General features: G+C 69.6%; 17 protein-coding genes and 1 pseudogene. 9 read left to right on the forward strand and 9 right to left on the reverse strand.

Annotated features, from left to right (window positions below):
* Positions 1-47 precede the first annotated feature (47 nt).
* Positions 48-1,286 carry a lipase/acyltransferase domain-containing protein gene (locus tag KUTG_RS36195; protein WP_043723269.1) on the forward strand — a complete coding sequence of 413 codons (1,239 nt, stop codon included), beginning with the start codon at positions 48-50 and terminating at the stop codon, positions 1,284-1,286.
* Here KUTG_RS36195 and KUTG_RS36200 read toward each other — a convergent pair.
* Positions 1,283-1,906 carry a TetR/AcrR family transcriptional regulator gene (locus tag KUTG_RS36200; RefSeq protein WP_369794666.1) on the reverse strand — a complete coding sequence of 208 codons (624 nt, stop codon included), beginning with the start codon at positions 1,904-1,906 and terminating at the stop codon, positions 1,283-1,285. The two genes, KUTG_RS36195 and KUTG_RS36200, sit on opposite strands and share 4 nt — an antisense overlap.
* Positions 1,907-2,011: 105 nt before the next feature.
* On the opposite strand from KUTG_RS36200, the gene KUTG_RS36205 reads away from it, so the two are divergent.
* Both KUTG_RS36205 and KUTG_RS36210 read left to right on the forward strand, forming a co-directional pair.
* Positions 2,012-3,136 (forward strand): acyl-CoA dehydrogenase family protein, encoded by a 1,125-nt coding sequence (locus KUTG_RS36205; protein WP_043731839.1) that lies wholly within the window; start codon positions 2,012-2,014, stop codon positions 3,134-3,136.
* Complete coding sequence (locus KUTG_RS36210; RefSeq protein ID WP_043723273.1) at positions 3,133-4,248, forward strand: CaiB/BaiF CoA transferase family protein; 1,116 nt, start codon at positions 3,133-3,135, stop codon at positions 4,246-4,248. The genes KUTG_RS36205 and KUTG_RS36210 overlap by 4 nt, the downstream gene beginning before the upstream one ends.
* A 202-nt stretch (positions 4,249-4,450) precedes the next feature.
* Here the strand turns inward: KUTG_RS36210 and KUTG_RS36215 are convergent, their stop codons facing one another.
* Both KUTG_RS36215 and KUTG_RS36220 read right to left on the reverse strand, forming a co-directional pair.
* Positions 4,451-5,365 carry an LLM class flavin-dependent oxidoreductase gene (locus KUTG_RS36215; RefSeq protein WP_232241159.1) on the reverse strand — a complete coding sequence of 305 codons (915 nt, stop codon included), beginning with the start codon at positions 5,363-5,365 and terminating at the stop codon, positions 4,451-4,453.
* Positions 5,358-5,810, reverse strand: a complete 453-nt coding sequence (locus KUTG_RS36220; RefSeq protein ID WP_043723277.1) for a winged helix-turn-helix transcriptional regulator — start codon at positions 5,808-5,810, stop codon at positions 5,358-5,360. Before KUTG_RS36220 ends, KUTG_RS36215 begins: the two co-directional genes overlap by 8 nt.
* Before the next feature lie 227 nt (positions 5,811-6,037).
* Between KUTG_RS36220 and KUTG_RS36225 the strand changes: the two genes are divergently transcribed.
* Positions 6,038-7,321, forward strand: a complete 1,284-nt coding sequence (locus KUTG_RS36225; RefSeq protein WP_052395799.1) for a GGDEF domain-containing protein — start codon at positions 6,038-6,040, stop codon at positions 7,319-7,321.
* A 331-nt stretch (positions 7,322-7,652) separates the two neighbouring features.
* Here KUTG_RS36225 and KUTG_RS36230 read toward each other — a convergent pair whose 3' ends face one another.
* From KUTG_RS36230 to KUTG_RS36250, 5 genes are all read right to left on the reverse strand, one after another.
* Positions 7,653-10,124 (reverse strand): hypothetical protein, encoded by a 2,472-nt coding sequence (locus KUTG_RS36230; RefSeq protein WP_043731842.1) that lies wholly within the window; start codon positions 10,122-10,124, stop codon positions 7,653-7,655.
* 4 nt (positions 10,125-10,128) lie between these two features.
* The gene (locus tag KUTG_RS36235; RefSeq protein ID WP_052395801.1) at positions 10,129-10,716 is read right to left on the reverse strand and encodes a thiopeptide-type bacteriocin biosynthesis protein; all 588 of its coding nucleotides are present in this window, start codon (positions 10,714-10,716) and stop codon (positions 10,129-10,131) included.
* Between the two features lie 681 nt (positions 10,717-11,397).
* Positions 11,398-11,961 carry a hypothetical protein gene (locus KUTG_RS36240; RefSeq protein WP_157494998.1) on the reverse strand — a complete coding sequence of 188 codons (564 nt, stop codon included), beginning with the start codon at positions 11,959-11,961 and terminating at the stop codon, positions 11,398-11,400.
* A 247-nt stretch (positions 11,962-12,208) separates the two neighbouring features.
* Positions 12,209-12,658: a DUF3558 family protein gene (locus KUTG_RS36245; protein ID WP_198047420.1), complete on the reverse strand. Its 450-nt coding sequence runs from the start codon at positions 12,656-12,658 to the stop codon at positions 12,209-12,211.
* Positions 12,655-13,137 (reverse strand): pyridoxamine 5'-phosphate oxidase family protein, encoded by a 483-nt coding sequence (locus KUTG_RS36250; RefSeq protein WP_043723284.1) that lies wholly within the window; start codon positions 13,135-13,137, stop codon positions 12,655-12,657. The genes KUTG_RS36245 and KUTG_RS36250 overlap by 4 nt, the downstream gene beginning before the upstream one ends.
* A gap of 127 nt (positions 13,138-13,264) precedes the next feature.
* On the opposite strand from KUTG_RS36250, the gene KUTG_RS36255 reads away from it, so the two are divergent.
* Positions 13,265-14,650 carry an FAD-binding oxidoreductase gene (locus KUTG_RS36255; protein ID WP_043723286.1) on the forward strand — a complete coding sequence of 462 codons (1,386 nt, stop codon included), beginning with the start codon at positions 13,265-13,267 and terminating at the stop codon, positions 14,648-14,650.
* 31 nt (positions 14,651-14,681) lie between these two features.
* A pseudogene (locus tag KUTG_RS36260) lies at positions 14,682-15,920 on the forward strand (class I SAM-dependent methyltransferase).
* Positions 15,921-15,978: 58 nt separating this feature from the next.
* Here KUTG_RS36260 and KUTG_RS36265 read toward each other — a convergent pair.
* Complete coding sequence (locus KUTG_RS36265; RefSeq protein ID WP_052395802.1) at positions 15,979-16,914, reverse strand: nitrilase-related carbon-nitrogen hydrolase; 936 nt, start codon at positions 16,912-16,914, stop codon at positions 15,979-15,981.
* Between the two features lie 35 nt (positions 16,915-16,949).
* Here KUTG_RS36265 and KUTG_RS36270 point away from each other — a divergent pair, with 35 nt between their 5' ends.
* The 3 genes from KUTG_RS36270 to KUTG_RS36280 all read left to right on the forward strand — a co-directional run bounded on the left by KUTG_RS36270 (position 16,950) and on the right by KUTG_RS36280 (position 19,780).
* On the forward strand, positions 16,950-17,807 hold the full coding sequence (locus KUTG_RS36270; protein ID WP_043723289.1) for an aminoglycoside phosphotransferase family protein: 858 nt from the start codon (positions 16,950-16,952) through the stop codon (positions 17,805-17,807).
* A gap of 157 nt (positions 17,808-17,964) precedes the next feature.
* Positions 17,965-18,801 carry a glycoside hydrolase family 16 protein gene (locus tag KUTG_RS36275; protein WP_043731850.1) on the forward strand — a complete coding sequence of 279 codons (837 nt, stop codon included), beginning with the start codon at positions 17,965-17,967 and terminating at the stop codon, positions 18,799-18,801.
* Positions 18,802-18,844: 43 nt separating this feature from the next.
* Positions 18,845-19,780, forward strand: coding sequence for a chitinase (locus tag KUTG_RS36280; protein WP_052395803.1), 936 nt, complete (start codon positions 18,845-18,847; stop codon positions 19,778-19,780).
* Positions 19,781-19,783: the final 3 nt, after the last annotated feature.

Here is a 19,783-nt window from a genome sequence, read left to right on the forward strand (position 1 = left end):
TGGATGCCGACCTGCCCTGCTGAGTATCGCTCGCTATGTTGGCCGGTATGAACCTTCTCCGCGCGGTGGTGGCCGCCATTGTCGCGCTCGCTGTGCTGCCGGGCACGGCCGGGGCATCGTCGCCCGGCCGGACGCCCGTGGTGCTGTTTCCGGCGTTCCACCTCACCAAACTCCAGGTGACGGTGCACAACCAGCGCACCGACCCGAAGTGCCCGCGGTCGGGCCGCTTCCAGGACTGGTTCCGCAACGACCAGCCCAGCGCGTTCGGCCAGGTGTGTCAGGACGAGCTGGAAACCCTGCGGTACGACACAAATCCCGCCAAACCGATGCCGCTGCGGTTCTCCGAGCAGGCCGGCGTCACGGTCGAGGTCGTCGACTACGGCCGCACCGACAGCGCCCCGTTCTACGAGCCGCTGTACAAGAAGCTGGAGTCGGCCGGCTACCGGCGGGACAAGGACATCCGGGTGGCCGGCTACGACGCTCGGCTCACGCCCGACCAGGGCGGCTTCTTCGCCCGGGCCAAGCGGCTGGTCGAGCAGACCTACCACGAGAACGGCAACCGGCCGGTGCAGCTGGTCGGGCACTCCAACGGGCCGATCTACATCCAGTACCTGCTCACCCACACCGGCCAGGCCTGGCGGGACACCTACGTCCACGGCTTCACCCCGCTGGCCGGCAACTTCCCCGGTCAGGGCCTGCTCTACTCCGTGCTGTTCACCGGACTGAACGTGACGGACTTCGGCTATCCCAAGACGGTCGAGAACGCCGCGAGCAGCGCTCGGATGTATCTCACCGCACCGTCGACCTACCTGAGCGCGTCGGATCCGAAGATCTTCGGCGACCGGGAAACCGTCATCAAGGACAATTCCACCGGTCGTAGCTACACGCCACGGGACTGGCCCCGGCTGCTGTCCGACGCCGGCCTGTCCGTGGAGGCGCAGATCGCCGAGCACTACATCGGATCCGTCCCGTTCAGCACGCCCCGGTATTTCCCGAATGTGGACGTGACCGCGGAAAAGGGCTCCGGCCTGCCGACCGTTGTCGGCGCCACGCTGCCCGACCTGAAGGTGGGGCAGCTGATCGACCCGGGCCAGTTCATCCTGGCCGGCGGCGACAGCAATCAGGAGGACATCACCAACAACGCCAACCGGGTGTGGGCGGCGATGAAGTGCCACAGCTACGTGCTCAACGACAATCCGGGCGTCGACCACTTCTCATTGCCGAGCACCACGGCCGTGCTCGACCGGTTGATCGACACGCTGAAGGCCCCGCGGCGCCACTGCTAGGCGCCGTAGGTCTTCACCGCGATCGTCTTCCATTCCTGGAGCAGTTGATCGCGGCGGACCGGATCGCCGCCGAGCATGGCGTCCAGGGCCAGGCCCCGGATCAGGTTCACGGTCAGCCACAGCGGCATGTCCTTCTGCGGCTGTTCGGGCTGGTCCGGGGCCACCTGGTCGCCCAGCATCTCGCGGAAGAGCTCCGATGTCCTGCGGGCCAGACCCTTGTCGATCGGGTGCATTGCGGCCCGCAGCTCCGGGTCCGTGCGGGCGGCCACCCACAGCTCCATCACGGCCGTGGACAGCGAGCCCGAGTAGCCCTGCCAGAGCATGTCGATGCCCATGGCCACCCGGTCCGGGCCGGGCAGCGACGACGGCGGGTGCTCGCTCATGCTGGCCAGCAGCTTGGTCACCAGGTGCTCGATGGCGTTGGCCATCAGCTCGGCCTTGGTGGCGAAGTGGTGTTGCTGCGCGCCCCGCGACACGCCGGCCCGGCGGCAGATCTCGTTGGTGGAGGTCCGGGCGTAGCCGAGCTCGACCAGGCAGTCGACGGTGGCGTCCAGCAGTAGCTCACGGGTGCGTTCGGTGCGCTCCTGCTGAGTCAGTCTCGGCCTGGTCACAGGCCCGATGCTAGCGAGGTCTTCACAAACAATCCAGGCTGCCGGTAAGTTTACCGGCAGACCTGATTGTTTCTTCGGGGAGGTCGGCCCGTGGCCAAGCACCGCTCGTCCTGGATGACCGAGGACCTCGACCAGCTGCGCCGGCTGGCCAGGGACGTGTTCGCCAAGGAGCTGACCCCGCACCAGGAGCGCTTCGCCGCGCAACACGCCGTCGACCGGGACCTGTGGCGGCGGCTGGGCGAGCTGGGGCTGATGTGCATCAGCATTCCCGAGGAGTACGGCGGCGGGGGCGGCACCTTCGCGCACGAGGCCGTGCTGCTGGAGGAGCAGGCCCGCGCGCTGGACAGCTCGTGGGGCAACAGCGTGCACAGCGGCATCGTGGCCCACTACGTGCTGAACTACGGCTCCGAGGAGCAGAAACACCGCTGGCTGCCCCGGCTGGCCAGCGGTGACCTGGTCGGGGCCGTGGCCATGAGCGAGCCCGGCGCCGGCTCCGACCTCCAGGCCGTGCGGACCCGGGCCGTGCGCCAGGGCGACGAGTACGTGATCAACGGGGCCAAGACGTTCATCACCAACGGCTCCCAGGCCGACCTGATCATCGTCGTCGCCAAGACCGACGCCGACCAGGGCGCCCACGGCATCTCCCTCGTCGTCGTCGAGACGGCCGAGGTCGAGGGCTTCCGCCGGGGACGCGTGCTGGACAAGCTGGGGCTGGAGGGGCAGGACACCTCCGAGCTCTTCTTCGACGACGTCCGGGTGCCGGCCGGGAACCTGCTGGGGGAGCAGGAGGGGCAGGGCTTCGTCCAGCTCATGCAGCAGCTTCCCCAGGAACGCCTGCTCATCGCCGTCGCCGCGGTCGCCGGCATGGAGGTGGCGCTGGACCTGACCCTGGACTACGTCAAGCAGCGGCAGGCCTTCGGCCGTGAGCTGATCAAGTTCCAGAACACCAAGTTCGAGCTGGCCGAGTGCGCCACCGAGGTCGCGGTGGCCCGGGCCTTCATCGACCAGTGCGTGGACCAGCACCTCGTCGGCGCCCTGGACGTGCCGACCGCCGCCATGGCCAAGATGTGGGGCAGCGAACGGCTGTGCCGCGTCGCCGACCGGTGCCTGCAGCTGTTCGGCGGCTACGGCTACATGAAGGAGTACCCCATCGCCCGCATCTGGGCCGACGCCCGCGTGCAGAAGATCTACGGTGGCACCAACGAGATCATGAAGGAAATCATCGGGCGGTCCCTGTGACCGGGCCTCTCGCCGGCCTTCGGGTGATCGAACTCGCCGGGCTGGCGCCGGGTCCGTTCGGCTGCATGGTGTTGGCCGACATGGGCGCCGAGGTCATCCGCATCGACCGCCCCGGCGCGCCGCCGGCCATGCCCCATGACCCCCTGACCCGGGGCCGTCGCTCCGTCTCACTCGACCTCAAGAAGCCCGCGGCGGTCGAGGCGCTGCTCCGCCTGGTCGAGCGCGGCGACGTCCTGGTGGAGGGATTTCGGCCCGGTGTAACGGAAAGACTGGGCATCGGGCCCAGTGACTGCCAGGCCCGCAACCCCCGTTTGATCTACGCGCGGATGACCGGATGGGGCCAGTCCGGGCCGCTGGCCGACGCCGCCGGGCACGACATCGACTACATCGCCATCGCCGGCGCGCTCGAACCCGTCGGGCAGAACGGGGGTCGGCCCGTTCCGCCGTCGAACCTCATCGGCGACTTCGCCGGCGGCGGGCTGCTCATGGCCACGGGAATCCTTGCCGCACTGTACGAACGCGAGCGCTCCGGCCTCGGTCAGGTGATCGACGCCGCCATGGTCGACGGCGCCGCGCTCGTGGCGACCTTCCTCTACGGGCTCAAGGGCAACGGGGCTCTTTCCCAGCCACGCGGCCACAATCTCCTCGACGGCGGCGCGCCCTACTACGACACCTACGTCACCGCCGACGACAAGTTCGTGGCGATCGGCGCCCTGGAGGAGAAGTTCTACGCCGAACTGGTGACCCTGCTGGACCTCGATCCCGCTGAGTTGCCGTCCAACCGCCACGATCCCGCGAACTGGCCCGAGCTCCGCTCACAGATCGCCGCCGCCGTGCGCCGTCGCACCCGTGACGAATGGGCCGCGCTGTCCGTCGGCAGCGACGCCTGCCTGGCCCCGATCCTGGCCCCCGACGAGGCTCCGCAGCACCCGCACAACAAGGCACGGGAGAACTTCGTCGAGCTGGACGGCATCGTGCAGCCCGCCCCGGCCCCCCGCTTCGACCGCACCCCCTCGGGAACCCCCGGCCCGCCGGCGTTCTCCGGCGAGCACACGGCGGAAGTGTTGGCGGAGCTCGGTTTCTCCGAGGAGGCTATCAAGGCACTCCGCTGACCCCCCGCCTGTTTTGCCACATGCGCTTCCCATTTGCGTTCTAGTGCCACATAGGAAGCGCATGTGGCACTGGACGGGGCGGGCGGGGCTCCGCTGCGCCGCGGTTTCGCCACATGCGCTTCCTATGTGGCGCCTGGGCGCAAGTAGGAAGCGCATGTGGCAAAAAGCGGGGGGCCGGTGGCTGGGCTCGGTTACGCTCTGCTCAGGTGAGCTGGGGGAGGACGTCCTTGACGAGGCGCTCCATCTGCTCGTGCTCGTCGAACAGCGGGTTGAGCAGGATCATCTCGGCGCCGGCGTCCTTGACCTCCTGGAGACCACGGGCCACGTCGTCGGGGGTGCCGTAGACGGCCACCGAGGTCAGGTCGCCGAGGGGGAAGCCGGCGTAGAGGGCGCCGAGGGCCTCGCCGACACGGGTGCGGGCGCGCTCGGCGTCGTCGTCGACGGCCAGGTACACGCGCTTGGCGATCATGAAGTCGGGGCGGTCGAACTCCTCCATGGCGGCCCGGGCGACGGGCACCAACGAGGTGAACGCGGCGGTGGTGGAGGATCCCGCGCCGATGAAGCCGTTGCCGAGCTTGACGGCGCGGCGGACGGCGTTGGGGTGGTTGGCCCCGAACCACACCGGCGGGTGCGGGCGCTGCACCGGCTTGGGCTCCATGGGGGCGTCCTTGAGCTGCCAGAACCGGCCGTCGAAGGTGACCGAGGGCTCGGTCCAGAGCCGCTTCATCAGGTCGAGGCCCTCGGTGAAGCGGGTGACCAGGTGCTCGGGGCTGGAGTCGAACGCGGCGAACGGCCGGAACTTGCCGCCGGTGCCGACGCCGACGTCGATGCGGCCGCCGCTGAGCTGGTCCAGCGAGGTGATGCTCTTGGCCAGGTGCACGGGGTTGCGCAGCGGCGTGACGAACACGGCGCAGCCCAGCCGGATGCGTTCGGTGCACGCGGCGGCGTAGGCCAGCAGCTCCAGCGGGCTGATCACGGGTTTGCTGCCGATGATCTGCTCCTGCGTCCACGCCCCGTCGAAGCCGAGCTCCTCGGCTCGGGCCAGGAACCGGCGCACCTCGCGGGGGTCGACGGCGAACTGCGGGATGGCGACGGAGAAGCGCATTGGCCTACTCATCGGACACCGTCCTCTCGACTGGTTGTCCGCCGAGCCGCACCGCCCGGCTTTCCCCCAGTTCTACCGGCTGGTGGCAGTGCTCGCACACGACTTGGGCGTGCAGGACCTCGCCGCAGCTGTGTTCCCAGACGGTGGGCGGCGGCCCCGGATTGATGTGCCGGTCGCCCCACTCCATCAACGTCAGCAGCACCGTGTGCAGGCTCTTCGCCGCCTCCGTCGGGTGGTACTCGTAGCGCGGCGGGTGCTGCTCGTACTGCCGCCGCTCCAGCAGGCCCGCGTCCACCAGCTTGCGCAGCCGCGTGGCCAGGATGTCCCGGCTCGCCCCGGTCTGCTGCACGATCTGGTCGAACCGCCGGCAGCCCAGCAGCACCTCCCGCAGCGCCAGCAGCGTCCACCGCTCGCCGATCACCTCCAGTGCGTCGGCGATCGAACACGTTCTGGCCATGCCCCACCCTACCCGGTGAGTCCAGTTTTCCAACCCGGTGCATGCAGGGAAGGACGCCTTACCCGCGTTCAACGAGGGTAAGGCGTCCTTCCCTGCGTCAGGCCGTGCCTGAAGATCCCCTGGTTCGCCGGGCTTCCGGTCACCAAATCCGAGATCTGGTTCTGCGCCAGCGGGGCGGGGCTAGCGTCGGGGCTGCGGGCCGGACCACGACACGGGGGCGGTGCGGGATGGGTGACGGCGGCTGGTGGCGGCGGACCCGGTCTTGGCCGTTGTGGCAGCTGCCGGCACCGGCGGTGGCGTACGTGCTGACGGTGGAGACGGCGGCGGTGGCGGCGGGTGCGGCCATCGCGACGGCGGCCCCGGTCGGCGCCGACGACCTGCTGTCCTTCGCGGTGCTGGCGGCGTGTTCGGTGGTGCATCTCCAGGCGTCCCGGCGCATCGAACGGGTCCGGCGGGTCACGGTCGGCGGCCCCCAGGTCGACCTGACGTCCATCTGGCTGGTGGCCGCGGTGTGTTGCTTGCCGCCGCTTCTGGTGCTGGGCATGGTGGTGTTGACGCGAGGTCAACGTTGGCTGGCGTTCGACCGCCCCGCGCACCGGAACTGGTTCTCCGCGGCGGCAATCACGCTGTCGGCCTGCGCGGCCAGCGGGGTGCTGCTGGTGGCCGGGCATCGGCCGCCGCGGCTGACCGATGTGCCGGGTTCGTTGGCGCAGCTGATGGTGCTGGCGGCGGCGACGATCGTGTACTGGGTGGCGCAGGTGTTGTTGGTGGGCGGCGCGATCGCCTTGACGACAACGCGTCCCCGGATCGTCGACCTGGTCGGGGATCTGGAGCTGAACGCCATCGACGTGGCCACGGTGTGCCTGGGCGTCCTCGTTTCCATCGCGTTGACCCACGCGCCGCTGGTGATCCTCTTCGGCGTGCCGGTGGCGGTGGTGCTGCACCGGGCGATCCTGGTGCGCCAGTTCGAGAACGACGCCCGACAGGACGCCAAGACGGGGCTGGCCAACACCGTGCACTGGCGTCAGATCGCCCGCAAGGAGCTGGCGGTGGCCGGGCGTCGCAACGAGGGCGTCGGCCTGCTGATCATCGACCTGGACCACTTCAAGAACCTGAACGACCGCTACGGCCATCTCGCCGGCGACGACGTGCTGCGCGCGGTGGCCGACGCGTTGCGGGCGGAGGTGCCCGACTTCGACTTCGTGGCCCGCTTCGGCGGCGAGGAGTTCAGCATCCTGGTTCCGGGCGTGCACAGCCAGACCTCGTTGCTGCACACCGGTGATCGAATTCGTCGAACGCTGGAACGACTCACCGTGGCGATCACGGGCGACGCCGGCGATCCGGCGGTTGTCGGAGTCACGGCGTCGGTGGGCGCGGCCCTGTTTCCCGATCACGCGCTGAACCTGGACGATCTTCTCCGCACCGCCGACACCGCGTTGTACGCGGCCAAACGAAGTGGGCGGAATCGGACATGTCTGGCGGCGGGGCACCTGGGCGCGCGGCCGGCCTGACGAACGGAAGATCGTTACGGAGAAAGGGCGAGACCCCCGTCCCAGAGGGGGGAGGTGGACGGGGGTCTCGCTAAACCCGCTACCGGGGGGAGGAGTAGCGGGGTGTCTGTGGTTGTCGGCGCCGCGTTCCGGTGACAAGGTTAGAGCAAGATCGTTGTTACTAGAACCGCACCGATTACGACTCTACGTTACTTCGCCGCCGGCTGAAACCCCAACCGCCGAAAGTGTAACGACTTGTTGCCCACGCCCACGTTCTGACCAGGCGATTCCGTCGGCGCATGAGTCACGTTTCGCTCGGATGGCTGTTGAAAGTGAACGTCCGTCGCGCCCCTCACACCGCCACCTTGTCGCCCGTGTTGTCACGCTGACGGGGGAGTGCCCGTTCCTGCTCGGCCGCCACGACCCCGTTCCACGCCAGCATCGCCCGTGCCGCCAGGCGTCCCGGCGTCGCGTCCACCGGCAGCCGGGCCAGCAGCTGGCCGGCGACCGGCGCGCCGTCGGCGTCGCGCAGCGGGAGATGGTGCGGGTCGGGCAGCATCTCCTCGAACACCAGGCCGGATTCCGGGTCGTCGGCAAGGAGTTTGTCCAGTGCCCGCACCGCGGACAGGCTGTCGAGGTCCACCGGCCGGGGCTGGTGTCCACCCTGCGAGCGGGCGAACACCCAGCGGGGGATGCCGGTGCCGATGCGCAGCGCGGCGACGGCTCGGATCCGTTCGCCGGGGGGAAGGTCGGCCGCGGGCAGTTGGTCGCGGGCGATGCGCCACTGGGCCCCGGACAGCACCAGTCCGCCGGCGAGAACCAAGCGTGGCAATCGATTGCGACCGGGCAACGCGGCCAGCGGGTTGCCCAGCGCCACCGGCCCGGCCAGGCGCCGCACGGGCGACGCGGCGGTCAGCAGGGTCACGAGTAAGCCCCAGGGCGCGAGCGGTGCTCGGGCCGAGTGGTACATCGGCCACAGCGCAAGGCCGTCCGGCCCGTCGGCGTCCTCGGCCACGATCCGGTCGCCGACGCGGCGCACGGTGATCCGGTCCAGCGCCAGATAACGCCCGCCGGCCGGCTGGTAGGCCGACGAATCGGCGTCGCCGGTCCACATCGGACAATATCGGGGCCGCCGCACCGCGCCCGCGGCCTGGGAGTCCTGCGGTGGCACCAGGATCTCCACCGTCTCGGCCCCACAACGCCGGCCGAGCTCGTCCAGAAACGTGCGATACGCCGTCACGTGGGGAAGTTCGCCGTGCAGATGTCGAAGCGCTTCGACGAACCGGGCGTCCACCACGCCGGCCGGCGCGGCGCCTTCCAGCACCGCCCCGTGACCGCCGCCGACGCCGATCGGCCGCACCAGGCAGTCGACCGGCCACGCCGGGGTGACGGCCGGCGGCGCGCCGATCTCGTCCAACTGCTGGGGCGTCACGGTGACCTGGTCCGCGTCGGTGTCGAGCAGACCCAACAGCCGCCCGTACGGAGTGTCCACATCGGACGGTGCCGCCGGCCAGCCGGGCCGCTGTCGGGGCAGGCCGCTGTCCCAGGCGTGCAGCGCCGGATCGCGGGAGTCCTCGTGCCGGCCGAGGAACTCGGCCAATACCTCGGTCACCGGCCGCGGCTGCGGGCCGACGAGCCGGAGGATCGGGTGCTCCGGCGTGGGAGGGGCGGCGTCGGCCAGCATCGCGCCGACCCGGCCGGCCTGGGCCAGCAGGCTTTGCAACCGCGAGGCGGCCTCGGTCGGCATGGTGCCGCCCGCCCGGCGGTACACGTCGACGAAGCCGGGCTTCGGCGGCGCGGCGGCGGTCGGCCCCCAGCCCGTCAGCTCGCTCGACGGCGGCGCGGACACGACCAGCACACCGAGCCCGGCCAGGTGCCGCAGGTAACCGCGCATCACGTCCGGGGCGTCGGCCGACAGCCGCATCACGAGCTCGTCGGCCTCGGACGAACCAGCCGACAGCGTGCGCCGGATCGCGTCCAGCGCGGGCGTGCGGCGGATCTTCACCCGCCGCATGGTGCCGCCGTCGACGGCGTCCACCACCCAGCAGCACAGGTGATCGCCGTCGATCCAGTTGAGTCCCGTGAGACTCACGGTCGCGCCGACGAGGTCCGGCAGCGCTCGGTCGCCCCGCGTTGCGGCGACGCGGTTGGCCGCGGACGCACCGAGGCTCGTCCATGCGCCGGCCCGCTGTCCGACGCCCAGCAGCGCCACGTGCCCGAGCCAGTCGCGGGGCGTGGGCTTCGCCGCACCGCGGGCCAGCACCCGCAGCAGGTAGTCGGACCGGTGCCGCAAACGCTTGCTGTCCCACGTCTCGCCGAACGACAGGCGGCGTCGGATGTCGTCCACCATGCCCGGGGCGGCCTCGGTGACCGCGCGCATCGCGAACTCCGACGAGTTCACCAGCCGCCACGGCAGATCGGACAGACGCTCACGTTCCGCCGCCAGGGCCTGCTCGGCCTCCGCCTGCCGGGCCACCATGGCGGTCGACCAGTCGCCGGCGTGGGTGAGGTCGTCGGCCAGCTCCGGCGACAGGCCCACGACGGCGCCGGCCACCCGGTAGCAGTCCTCCTCCGGCACCGGCTCACCGCGGTGCAGCAGCCGTCGCAGGGCCAGTAGCTCGGCCCGCTCCTCGGCTTCGAGGTACGGATGCGGCACCAGCTCCGCGCCCAGCCGCTCGGCCAGGGTGTCGGCAAACCGTGCATACGAGGACTGCTCACACTGTCGTTCCCGTAGCTGGGTGAACAGCTCCGGGTTGCCGACCGCGGTCCACAGCCGGGCCGGCAGGCCGGCGACGCGCAGCAGGCCGCCCGCCCCGACGGTCAAGGCCTCATCCGCCACGGTGACCGACCAGGGAGTCCAGGATCCGCGCCTGCCGCGCCGACCCGAGCTTGGCTCGGTTCCAGTGCTGCACCACGTGGTACGCCACCGCCTCGCGCGGCCCGACCCGGGCCTGGTCGGTGTCGAAGTACTCGGCCCGCCACCGCTCCAGCACCGGCACGACCCGCTGGGCGTGCTGCTCCAGCAGCTCGCGGGTCGGCTCGGGCAGCCGTGACAGCAGCTCGTCCTCGCCCGTCCACCAGCCGGCCGGCTCGTCCGCGCCCGGTCCCGGCTCGCCGCCGACGATGTCCCGCACCCGTGCCCACACGTCGCGGTCCTCCCAGCCGGTGATCTGCAGGCCGTCGAACACGGCGCGCAGCATGCGCAGCGACACCACCCAGGAGGGCGTGTTGTCGCCGATGTCGCTGTGGTGGCGCAGCCAGAACACCGAGTCCACGGTGAACAGCTGATAGGCGTGCCGCATCGAGTCGGGCCCGCCGAACAGGTGCGCCTCCGGCTCGTACACGCCGGGCACCGCCTCGACCACCAGCCCGCGCCGCCGCCAGCGCGCGGCCAGCCGGCGCACCTCGGCCCGCACCGGGACGGCCCGGCCCGGCGCGGCCGGAACCGCACCCTCCTTTATACAATGTGTCGCAGAAGTGAATATCCGAGGGTCGCAGCTCCTATAACCGGTAGGAAGACTATCATTAATTACTTCGCGCGACTCTAGTTCCTACTGTATCAAAACGATGAGGCGGTAACACTTCCGGCAGCTGCAGTTATGTACGCCTTGATCATTGTAATTGACACACAGACGTGCTGTAATCCTTCTACTCGGCGCCAGTAGAATCGGTTGTCAAGTTTTATTATCGCATGTTGCACGTTCCTTAAGTGTTTTCGGCGGAATCGAGACCCACAGAACTTGTGCCTTTACGGCGGCGCGCTACCTCAAGTCCCGCCGCCGTTTATCGCCCTCATAGGATACGTATTTACCGTTCCGTACTATCCATTCGAACTAAGCCCGGACAGCATTCGGGCGGAGACAAAAGGCGTAACGTTGCTAAGAATCTCGCAAACGGTGACCCACTCACCAATGGACGCCGCGCCCTCCAGAAGGACATCCGCGAATATTGATCGTTGGAAACTAGCTGATGCATTATCTTACACTAGCGGATTCATATAGGGCATCATACTGCTTCCTAGTGGTCAGCACAGGTTAATTCTTTTCTAGTCATCCATTCAGGAGGGTAGTAGTCTGGTGGAAGGCCTTCGTTTCGCTTTAAGGAGTTATGGCCCGGTGGCCGGCCGCCTCGTCCGGCCCCAGCCCCGCGCCCAGCCAGTCGGCGACCTCCTCGAACGGGATGCCGACCCGCCACCACTCGCGCAGCTCCGCCACCGGGCGGCGGCCCGACCGGGCCAGCTCGCCGCCCTCGGCCGCGGTCAGGCCCAGCTCGCGCCAGCCCATCGCGTCCGCCGCGTCCACGCCCTGCCGGGCCCACTCCAGGGCCGCGTCGTCCAGCCACTGCCGCAGCAGGTACGAGCTGAGCACCGGCCCCGCCACGCCCGCCTCGCGCCAGCGGTGCACCACCTCGATGTCCGCCGGGTCGTCGGTGCCGTGCGTGCGCTGCGACCACGCCTGCTCCGGCGTGATCCCGCGCGCCCGGAACTCCGCCGCCGCCCGCAGGCCGACACCGAACTCGTGCCAGCGCACCGCGTCCGCCGGGCTGATGCCCGCGTCCCGCCAGCCCGCCACCGTGCTCGGCGTGACGCCCGCGATCGCCCACTGCGCCGCCGTCAGCCCCGTCGTCACGCCGGCCGAGATCCAGGCCCGCGCGGTGGACACCGTGAACCCCCAACGGCGCCAGACAGCGGCTTCCCCCCGGGCGAACCCCGCGTTCACCCAGGCGTTGAGGTCTTCCGGTCGAGGCTCCACAGCAGTCCCATCATCCCCCACACGCGGTCACGGGTTCTGCCGTTTGATCGAGTCGATCGCCCACAGCGCAACCATTTCCGCCGAACGGCCTTGATCAGCGGGCGCTATCCGCTGATCGTTGCGAGGAGACCACCCGAACGGTGCAACACTCCAGTGGTCAGGAGTTCTGCTGCTTGATCGCGTCGATCGCCGACGTGGCGACGGTCTCCGCCGAAGCGCAGGCGCCGTCTCCCTTCGTGTTGGCCATGATTCGCTGCTTGTCCCCGACAACCACCCAAACGGTGCAGCTGCCCTGGCCGCCGACCTCGTAGCCCGGATAGCCGTCGACCGTCTTCTGGTCGCCGCCCTTGGGCGCCGGCGCGTCGAGCTCCACATGGAACAGGATGTTCGAGCCGTTCGAATCCTTCGGATACAGCTGGCAGACGCCCACGTTCGGCGGCGTGGGACGGGGGAACGTCCGGCCGACGCCCAGGCTCGACAGCTGGTCCGCGCCGAACATCGAGCACGGCTTGTCCACATAGGGCTTCAGGTTCAGGTCGGCCGCCTGGGCCGACGAGCAGCCGGCCAGGGCAAGGGTCGCTAGCCCGAACAGCAGGACTCGGCTCACGCGCGCCACGCCGCCGCCTTCTTGCCGGTGGCCAGCTGCTCGCCGGTCAGCACGCGGACCCGCCACGGATCCAGCCGGAGCACGGAGAACGCAGGTGAGGAGGGCCCGTCCCAGCCCGGCACGCCGATGCCGCCGGGGTCGTAGCCCAGCGGCTCGGGGGCGTCGGCGAACAGGTGCCAGACCCGCTCCTTGACCGCCGGGTCCTGCTCCCAGGTGGCCCGGCATTCCGCCAGACAGGTGTCGTGGTTCTGCGCCCAGTAGTTGCACGCCGTGAACGCGCTGTGCTCGAGTTGAGCCTTCTTCGGTCCCGCCTGCATGGTGGCGATCCAGCCGGTCAGGCGGGCGCCGTCCCACTCCCAGAACGGGTGCAGCACGCGGGAGCGGGGCCGGTTGGCGACGTCCACGGTCGACACCGTGCACCACACGATCCGGTGAGCCATCTCCACGAATGCGGGTGCGATCTCACTGAGCGCAAGCATGCCGGCCAGTATCGCAGCTCATTTCCCGCCCGGTGGCCGTCCGCGGGGGCAGCGTGTGTCGAGGATGACAATGGATCGGGTTATTCCGACGTGACGCGGGGCACCTGGGCCAATAGAGTCGGTTGCCGTGGGCAACCAAGCAGGTGGGACGGCGATTTCCGACCGACACGACGCGGACGTGGCGGCGCTGCGGGCGCAGTACGACGCGCTGCCGCCCGGAACGCCGGTGCGGCTGCGCAAGCCGACCTCGAACCTGTTCCGGTTCCGCGACGCCAACGCGCACCCCGGCCTGGACGTGAGCCCGTTCAACCGGGTGCTCAGCGTCGATCCGGCCACGCGCACCGCCCAGGTCGGCGGCATGACGACGTACGAGAACCTGGCCGACGCCACGCTCCGGCACGGCCTGATGCCGCACGTCGTGCCGCAGCTGAAGACGATCACGCTCGGTGGCGCCGTCTCCGGCCTCGGCATCGAGTCCTCCTCCTTCCGCAACGGCCTGCCGCACGAGTCCGTGCGCGAGATGGAGATCCTCACCGGCGACGGCCGGGTCGTCGTCGCCCGCGCCGACAACGAGCACGCGGAGCTGTTCTCCGGCTTCCCCAACTCCTACGGCACGCTCGGCTACTCGCTGCGCCTGGAGATCGACCTCCAGCCGGTCAAGCCGTACGTGCGGCTGCGTCACGTGCGCTTCGACAACGCCCACGACTGCGCCGCCGCGATCGCCCGCATCTGCGCCGAGCGCTCGTACGACGGCGAGGCCGTCGAGTTCATCGACGGCACGGTGTTCAGCCGCGGCGCCATGTTCCTGACGCTGGGCGACTTCGTCGACTCCGCCCCGCACACGAGCGACTACACCGGCCAGCAGATCTACTACAAGTCCATCCCGTTCAAGCAGGTCGACTACCTGACCGTGCGGGACTACCTGTGGCGCTGGGACACCGACTGGTTCTGGTGCTCCAAGGCGCTGGGCGTGCAGGACCCGTGGATCCGCCGGCTGGTGCCGCGCAAGTACCTGCGCTCCGACGTCTACCGCCGGATCGTCGCCATGGACCGGCACTACGGCCTGAGCCGCCGCGTGGAGACGCTGCTGCACGGCTATCCCAGCGAGCCGGTGATCCAGGACATCGAGGTGCCGGTCGACCGGCTGCCCGAGTTCCTGGAGTTCTTCGACTCCGAGATCGGCATCAGCCCGGTGTGGCTGTGCCCGCTCCAGGTCACCGACGGCCGTCCCTGGCCGCTGTACCCGCTCGACCCGAAGACGTTGTACGTCAACGTGGGGTTCTGGTCGGGCGTGCGGCTCGGGTTCGGCGAGGAGGAGGGCGTCTACAACCGGCGCATCGAGCGGGTGGTCGCCGAGCTCGGCGGCCACAAGTCGCTCTACTCCGACTCGTACTACCCGCCGGAGGAGTTCTGGCGGTTCTACAACGGGGACGCGTATCGGCAGCTCAAGCGGGACTACGATCCCGCCAGCCGCCTGCCCGACCTGTACGACAAGTGTGTCCGAGGGCGCTAGCACCCGGGGGCGTGGAAGAGAGGGGTCGCTGATGCGGCTAGCGGAGCTGTTCAGCCGGACGCTCAAGGCGGACAAGATCGAGTTCGTCGGCTACGACGGCAGCCGGTCGGGCCCGGCCGACGCCGAGGTCCGCATCGAGATCAGGTCCCCGTTCGCGCTGTCCTACCTGTCGCGCTATCGCACCGCTTAGGCTGGCGAGGGGTACGTCACCGGGCACCTCGAGGTGGTCGGCGACCTGTACAAGACGTTCCACATGCTCGGCGACATCGAGCTGGGCAAGCTGGACCCCAAGACCACCGTGGAACTGGTCGCGCTGCTGGCCAAGCACCGGTTCTGGTGGCCGGTCAGCCCGCCGCCGCACGAGGCGCGGCCCAAGGGCTGGCGGCACTCCAAGAGCCGCGACGCGCAGGCCATCTCCCACCACTACGACGTGTCCAACCGGTTCTACGAGTGGGTGCTCGGGCCGTCCATGGCCTACACCTGCGCCGTCTACCCGACCGACGACGCCTCGCTGGAGACCGCCCAGTTCACCAAGCACGACCTGGTCGCCCGCAAGCTCGGCCTGACCGAGGGCATGCGGCTGCTCGACGTCGGCTGCGGCTGGGGCGGCATGGTCATGCACGCCGCCGAGCACTACGGTGTCAAGGCCCTGGGCGTCACCCTGTCCCGGTCGCAGGCCGAGTGGGCGCAGAAGGCCATCGTCGAGCGGGGCCTGCAGGACCTGGCCGAGGTCCGGTTCATGGACTACCGCGACGTGCCCGAGAGCGGCTTCGACGCGATCAGCTCCATCGGCCTGACCGAGCACATCGGCGCGGCCAACCTGCCCTCGTACTTCACCAGCCTGTACGAGAAGCTCCGCCCGGGCGGCCGCCTGCTCAACCACTGCATCACCCGGCCCAGCGACGACTTCCCGTTCAAGGCCGGCGGTTTCATCACCCGCTACATCTTCCCGGACGGCGAGCTCGAAGGCCCCGGCTACCTGATGTCGCGGATGAACGACGCCGGCTTCGAGGTGCGGCACTCCGAGAACATCCGCGAGCACTACGCCAAGACCCTCGGCGGCTGGTGCGACAACCTCACCGAGCACTGGGACGAGGCCGTCGAGGAGGTCGGGCTGCCCAAGGCCCGCATCTGGCGCCTCTACCTGGCCGCCTGCCAGTGGGGCTTCGACATCAACAACATCCAGCTGCACCAGATCCTCGGCGTGAAGCTGGACGGCACCGCCTCGCACATGCCCCTCCGCCCCAACTGGGAACCGCCCCAGTCCTGAGGCCTGAGGCCTGAGGACTGAGGCCGCCGTTATGCAGGGAAGGACGCCTTACCCTCGTTCAACGCGGGTAAGGCGTCCTTCCCTGCATGTCCAGGCCCGTCACCGCCTGCCGCTCCGACTGGTCGACGTGGAGGCTGAAGACGTCCGGGCGGGCGTAGTGGCCGACGGCGTCGAAGTCGAAGCGGGCGCGGGGCAGGTCGTCGAGGTCGAGCTCGGCGGTGAGGATGCCCTCGCAGTCCCGCAGCGGGCCGGCCAGCACCTCGCCCAGCGGGGACACGATCACGGAGCCGCCGTTGATCAGCACCGGCCCCATGGCCTCGGTGTGCAGCTCGGCCGGCACCCCGTCCCGGCGCAGGAACTGGTTGGCGCTCAACACGAAGCACCGCCCCTCCAGCGCGATGTGCCGCATGCTGGCCTGCCACTGGTCGCGATCGTCCACGGTGGGCGCGCACCACAGGTCGACGCCCTTGGCGTACATGGTGGTGCGGAACAGCGGCATGTAGTTCTCCCAGCAGATCGCCGACCCCAGGCGCGCGGCGCCGGTGTCGATCACCGGGAGGGTGGAGCCGTCGCCCTGGCCCCACAGGTAGCGCTCGGCGGCCGTCGGCAGCAGCTTGCGGTGCAGGCCGAGGTAGCCGGTCGGCCCGAAGAACAGGGCCACGCAGTACAGCGTCGCGCCCCGGCGCTCGACCGCCCCGACCACGGCGTGGCAGCGCAGGTCGCGGGTGAGAGCGGCCAGGGCGTCGACCTCGGGACCGGGGATCTCGATCGCCGCGGCGTGGTAGCGGCGGAACAGCTCGCGGCCGGCGTCGGTGCGGCGGCCGACCGTGATGTCGAAGTCGAGGCCCTTCGGGTAGCCGCCGAGGAACGCCTCCGGCAGCACCACGACGTCGGCGCGGGCCTCCCGGATGAGCCCCTCGGCGCGGGATAACGCCGCCGGCGTGTCGAACAGCGGTGCGGCGGACTGCACGACGGCGGCGGTCAGCTTGGCCATGACGCGACGCTACCCGTCGATCTACAGTCGAGGCCATGATCGATGTGCCGGACGCTTTCGCCCAGGCCACGGCGCTGCGTGAGGGCGAGGCCGGCCGGTCGTGGCTGCGTTCGCTGCCGGCCATCGTCGACGAGCTGCTGCAACGCTGGTCATGCGTGCCGGCCGGATCGATCAAGCACGGCGCCGTCGGGATCGTGCTGCCGGTGCGCCGCGGCGACCTGGCCGCCGTGATCAAGGTGTCCTTTCCGCATCCCGGCAACGTCGACCAGCCCGCCGCGTTCGCCGCCTGGCGCGGCCGTGGCGCCGTCCGCCTGCACGAGCGTGACGACGCGCGGTTCGCGATGCTGCTGGAGCGGGCCGGGCCCGGCACCCTGGCCGAGGTGGCCGACGACGACCGGGCCGTCGGCATTCTGGGCGAATTGTCCCGGCGATTGGCCGTCCCCGCGCCGCCCGGGCTGCCGCGGATCCGGGACGAGGTCGCCGGCTGGGAGGCGGAGATACTCGCGGCCGGGTCGCTGCCGCCACGCGTCGTGGACGCCGCCGTCGCCGCCCTGCGTGAACTCGACCACCCCGAAACCGTTGTGCACGGGGATCTGCACGATACCAACGTGCTGGCCGCCGAGCGTGAACCGTGGCTGGCCATCGATCCCAAGGGCCTGGTCGGCGATCCCGCCTACGACGCCTTCACGGTGATCCACAGCCCGCGCCTACTGCTCACATCCGGCCACCTGCGCGCGTTGGACATCTTCTGCGAGGCCGCCGGGATCGATCGGGAGCGGGCGCGGCGCTGGGCGCTGGTCCGCACTGTCCGATCGGTGCTGTGGGATCGGCGGCACGGACCATCCTGGCTGGTCGAGGCCGGTCACCGTCTCATCGCAACACTGCTCGACTGAGCACGCGGCGCGCACCCTACTACTGGTGAGCAGTTCTCGCGCGACTTGTACGAAGCCCCTTGCCTCCGTGGTCTAGACCTCGGATACTCGCTGATACCGCCGCCACGGGACCGATCATGAGGGAGCATCGTAAAAGCGATCTGAGAGGTGATCGACTGTGACGCCTTCCCTGCGGCGCTCACGACCACTGCCCGTGCTGGCCGCGCTGTTCGCCATCGCGCTCGCGATGTCGGGAAACGCTGCCGCGGCAACGTTATCCCAGGCCGGGCCGTCCTTCACGGACGACTTCACCGGTCCCGCCGGCTCCGGCGTCGACACCGGCAAGTGGCACTTCGAGACCGGCGACAACGTCAACAACCACGAGCGCGAGTGGTACACGTCCGGCACCGACAACGCGGCCCTTGACGGCAACGGAAACCTCGTCATCACCGCCAAAAAGGAAAATCCCGGCAACTACCAGTGCTGGTACGGGTCGTGTGAGTACACCTCGGCCCGGCTGTCCACGGCCGGCCAGTTCACCCAGGCCTACGGCCACGTCGAGGCGCGCATGAAAATCCCGCGCGGCCAGGGCATGTGGCCCGCCTTCTGGATGCTCGGCGACAACATCGGCAGCGCCGGCTGGCCGCAGTGCGGCGAGATCGACATCATGGAGAACGTCGGCAACGAGCCCAACACCGTGCACGGCACCATCCACGGCCCCGGCTACTCCGGCTCCGCCGGAGTCGGCGCGGCCTACAACGGCCCCGTGTTCGCCGACGACTTCCACACCTACGCCATCGACTGGTCGCCCAACCAGATCAAATGGTCGGTCGACGGCAACGTGTACGAAACCCGCACGCCGGCCGACGTCAACGGCAACCAGTGGGTGTTCGACCACCCCTTCTACATCATTCTCAACCTCGCCGTCGGCGGCTACTGGCCCGGCGACCCGGACGGCAGCACGTCCTTCCCGCAGCAGCTCGTCGTCGACTACGTGCACGTGACGACCGGCTGACCTGTCTCGGCTCCTGTTGATCCCTGCCTACTGGAGAACATTCATGCCCTGCAAGCGTTCCCTGCTCACCGGCGCGCTGGCGCTGGGCCTGGTCGGCCTCGCCGTGCCGGCCGCCCATGCCTCGCCCCACGCCCTGCCCGCCCATTTCGCCGCGCCGTACCTGGAACTCAGCGACTCCAGCGCCGGTCTGCTGGCCGAGGACATGCAGGCCAGCGGCGTCAGCCACTACACGCTGGCGTTCCTCATCCCGCAGAACGGCTGCACCCCGCAGTGGGAGGCCGGCGGTACTCCCGTCGGCGCCTACGCCTCGGAGATCAAGGCGTTGCAGGACAAGGGCGGCGACGTGATCATCTCCTTCGGCGGCGCCCAGGGCGGTGAGCTGGCCCAGACCTGCACCTCCGTGTCCGACCTGACCGCCGCCTACGCCAACGTCGTCAAGACCTACGGTGTCAACCGCCTCGACTTCGACATCGAGGGCGACGTGCTCGGCGACTCCGCTGCCAACGAGCGTCGCAACCAGGCCCTGGCCGCCCTGCAGCAGCAGAATCCCGGCGTCCAGGTCGACTACACCCTCGCCGTCGCGCCCGACGGCCTGCCCGGACAGGAGATGGGCGTGTTGCAGGACGCCAAGGCCAAGGGCGTCGACGTCAGCGCCGTCGACATCATGGCCATGGACTTCGGCGACGGCGAGAACGCCTTGAACGACGCCCTTTCCGCGTCCAAGGCCGCCAGCGGTCAACTCGCCGGGCTGTACGGCATTTCCGGCTCCGAGGCGTACGGGCGGCTCGGTGTCACGCCCATTGCCGGCAAGAACGACGACAACGAGACCTTCAGCCAGGACGACGCCGGTCAGCTGGAGGATTTCGCTTCGTCCAACGGCGTGCAGCTGTTGGCCTTCTGGGAGGTCGCCAGCTACGACAAGGCCGCCGGCTACGCCTACTCGAAGATCTTCAACAAGATCGGCGGCGGTGCGTCGTGAAGC

The sequence above is a fragment of the Kutzneria sp. 744 genome (assembly GCF_000568255.1).
Taxonomy (GTDB): Bacteria; Actinomycetota; Actinomycetes; order Mycobacteriales; family Pseudonocardiaceae; genus Kutzneria.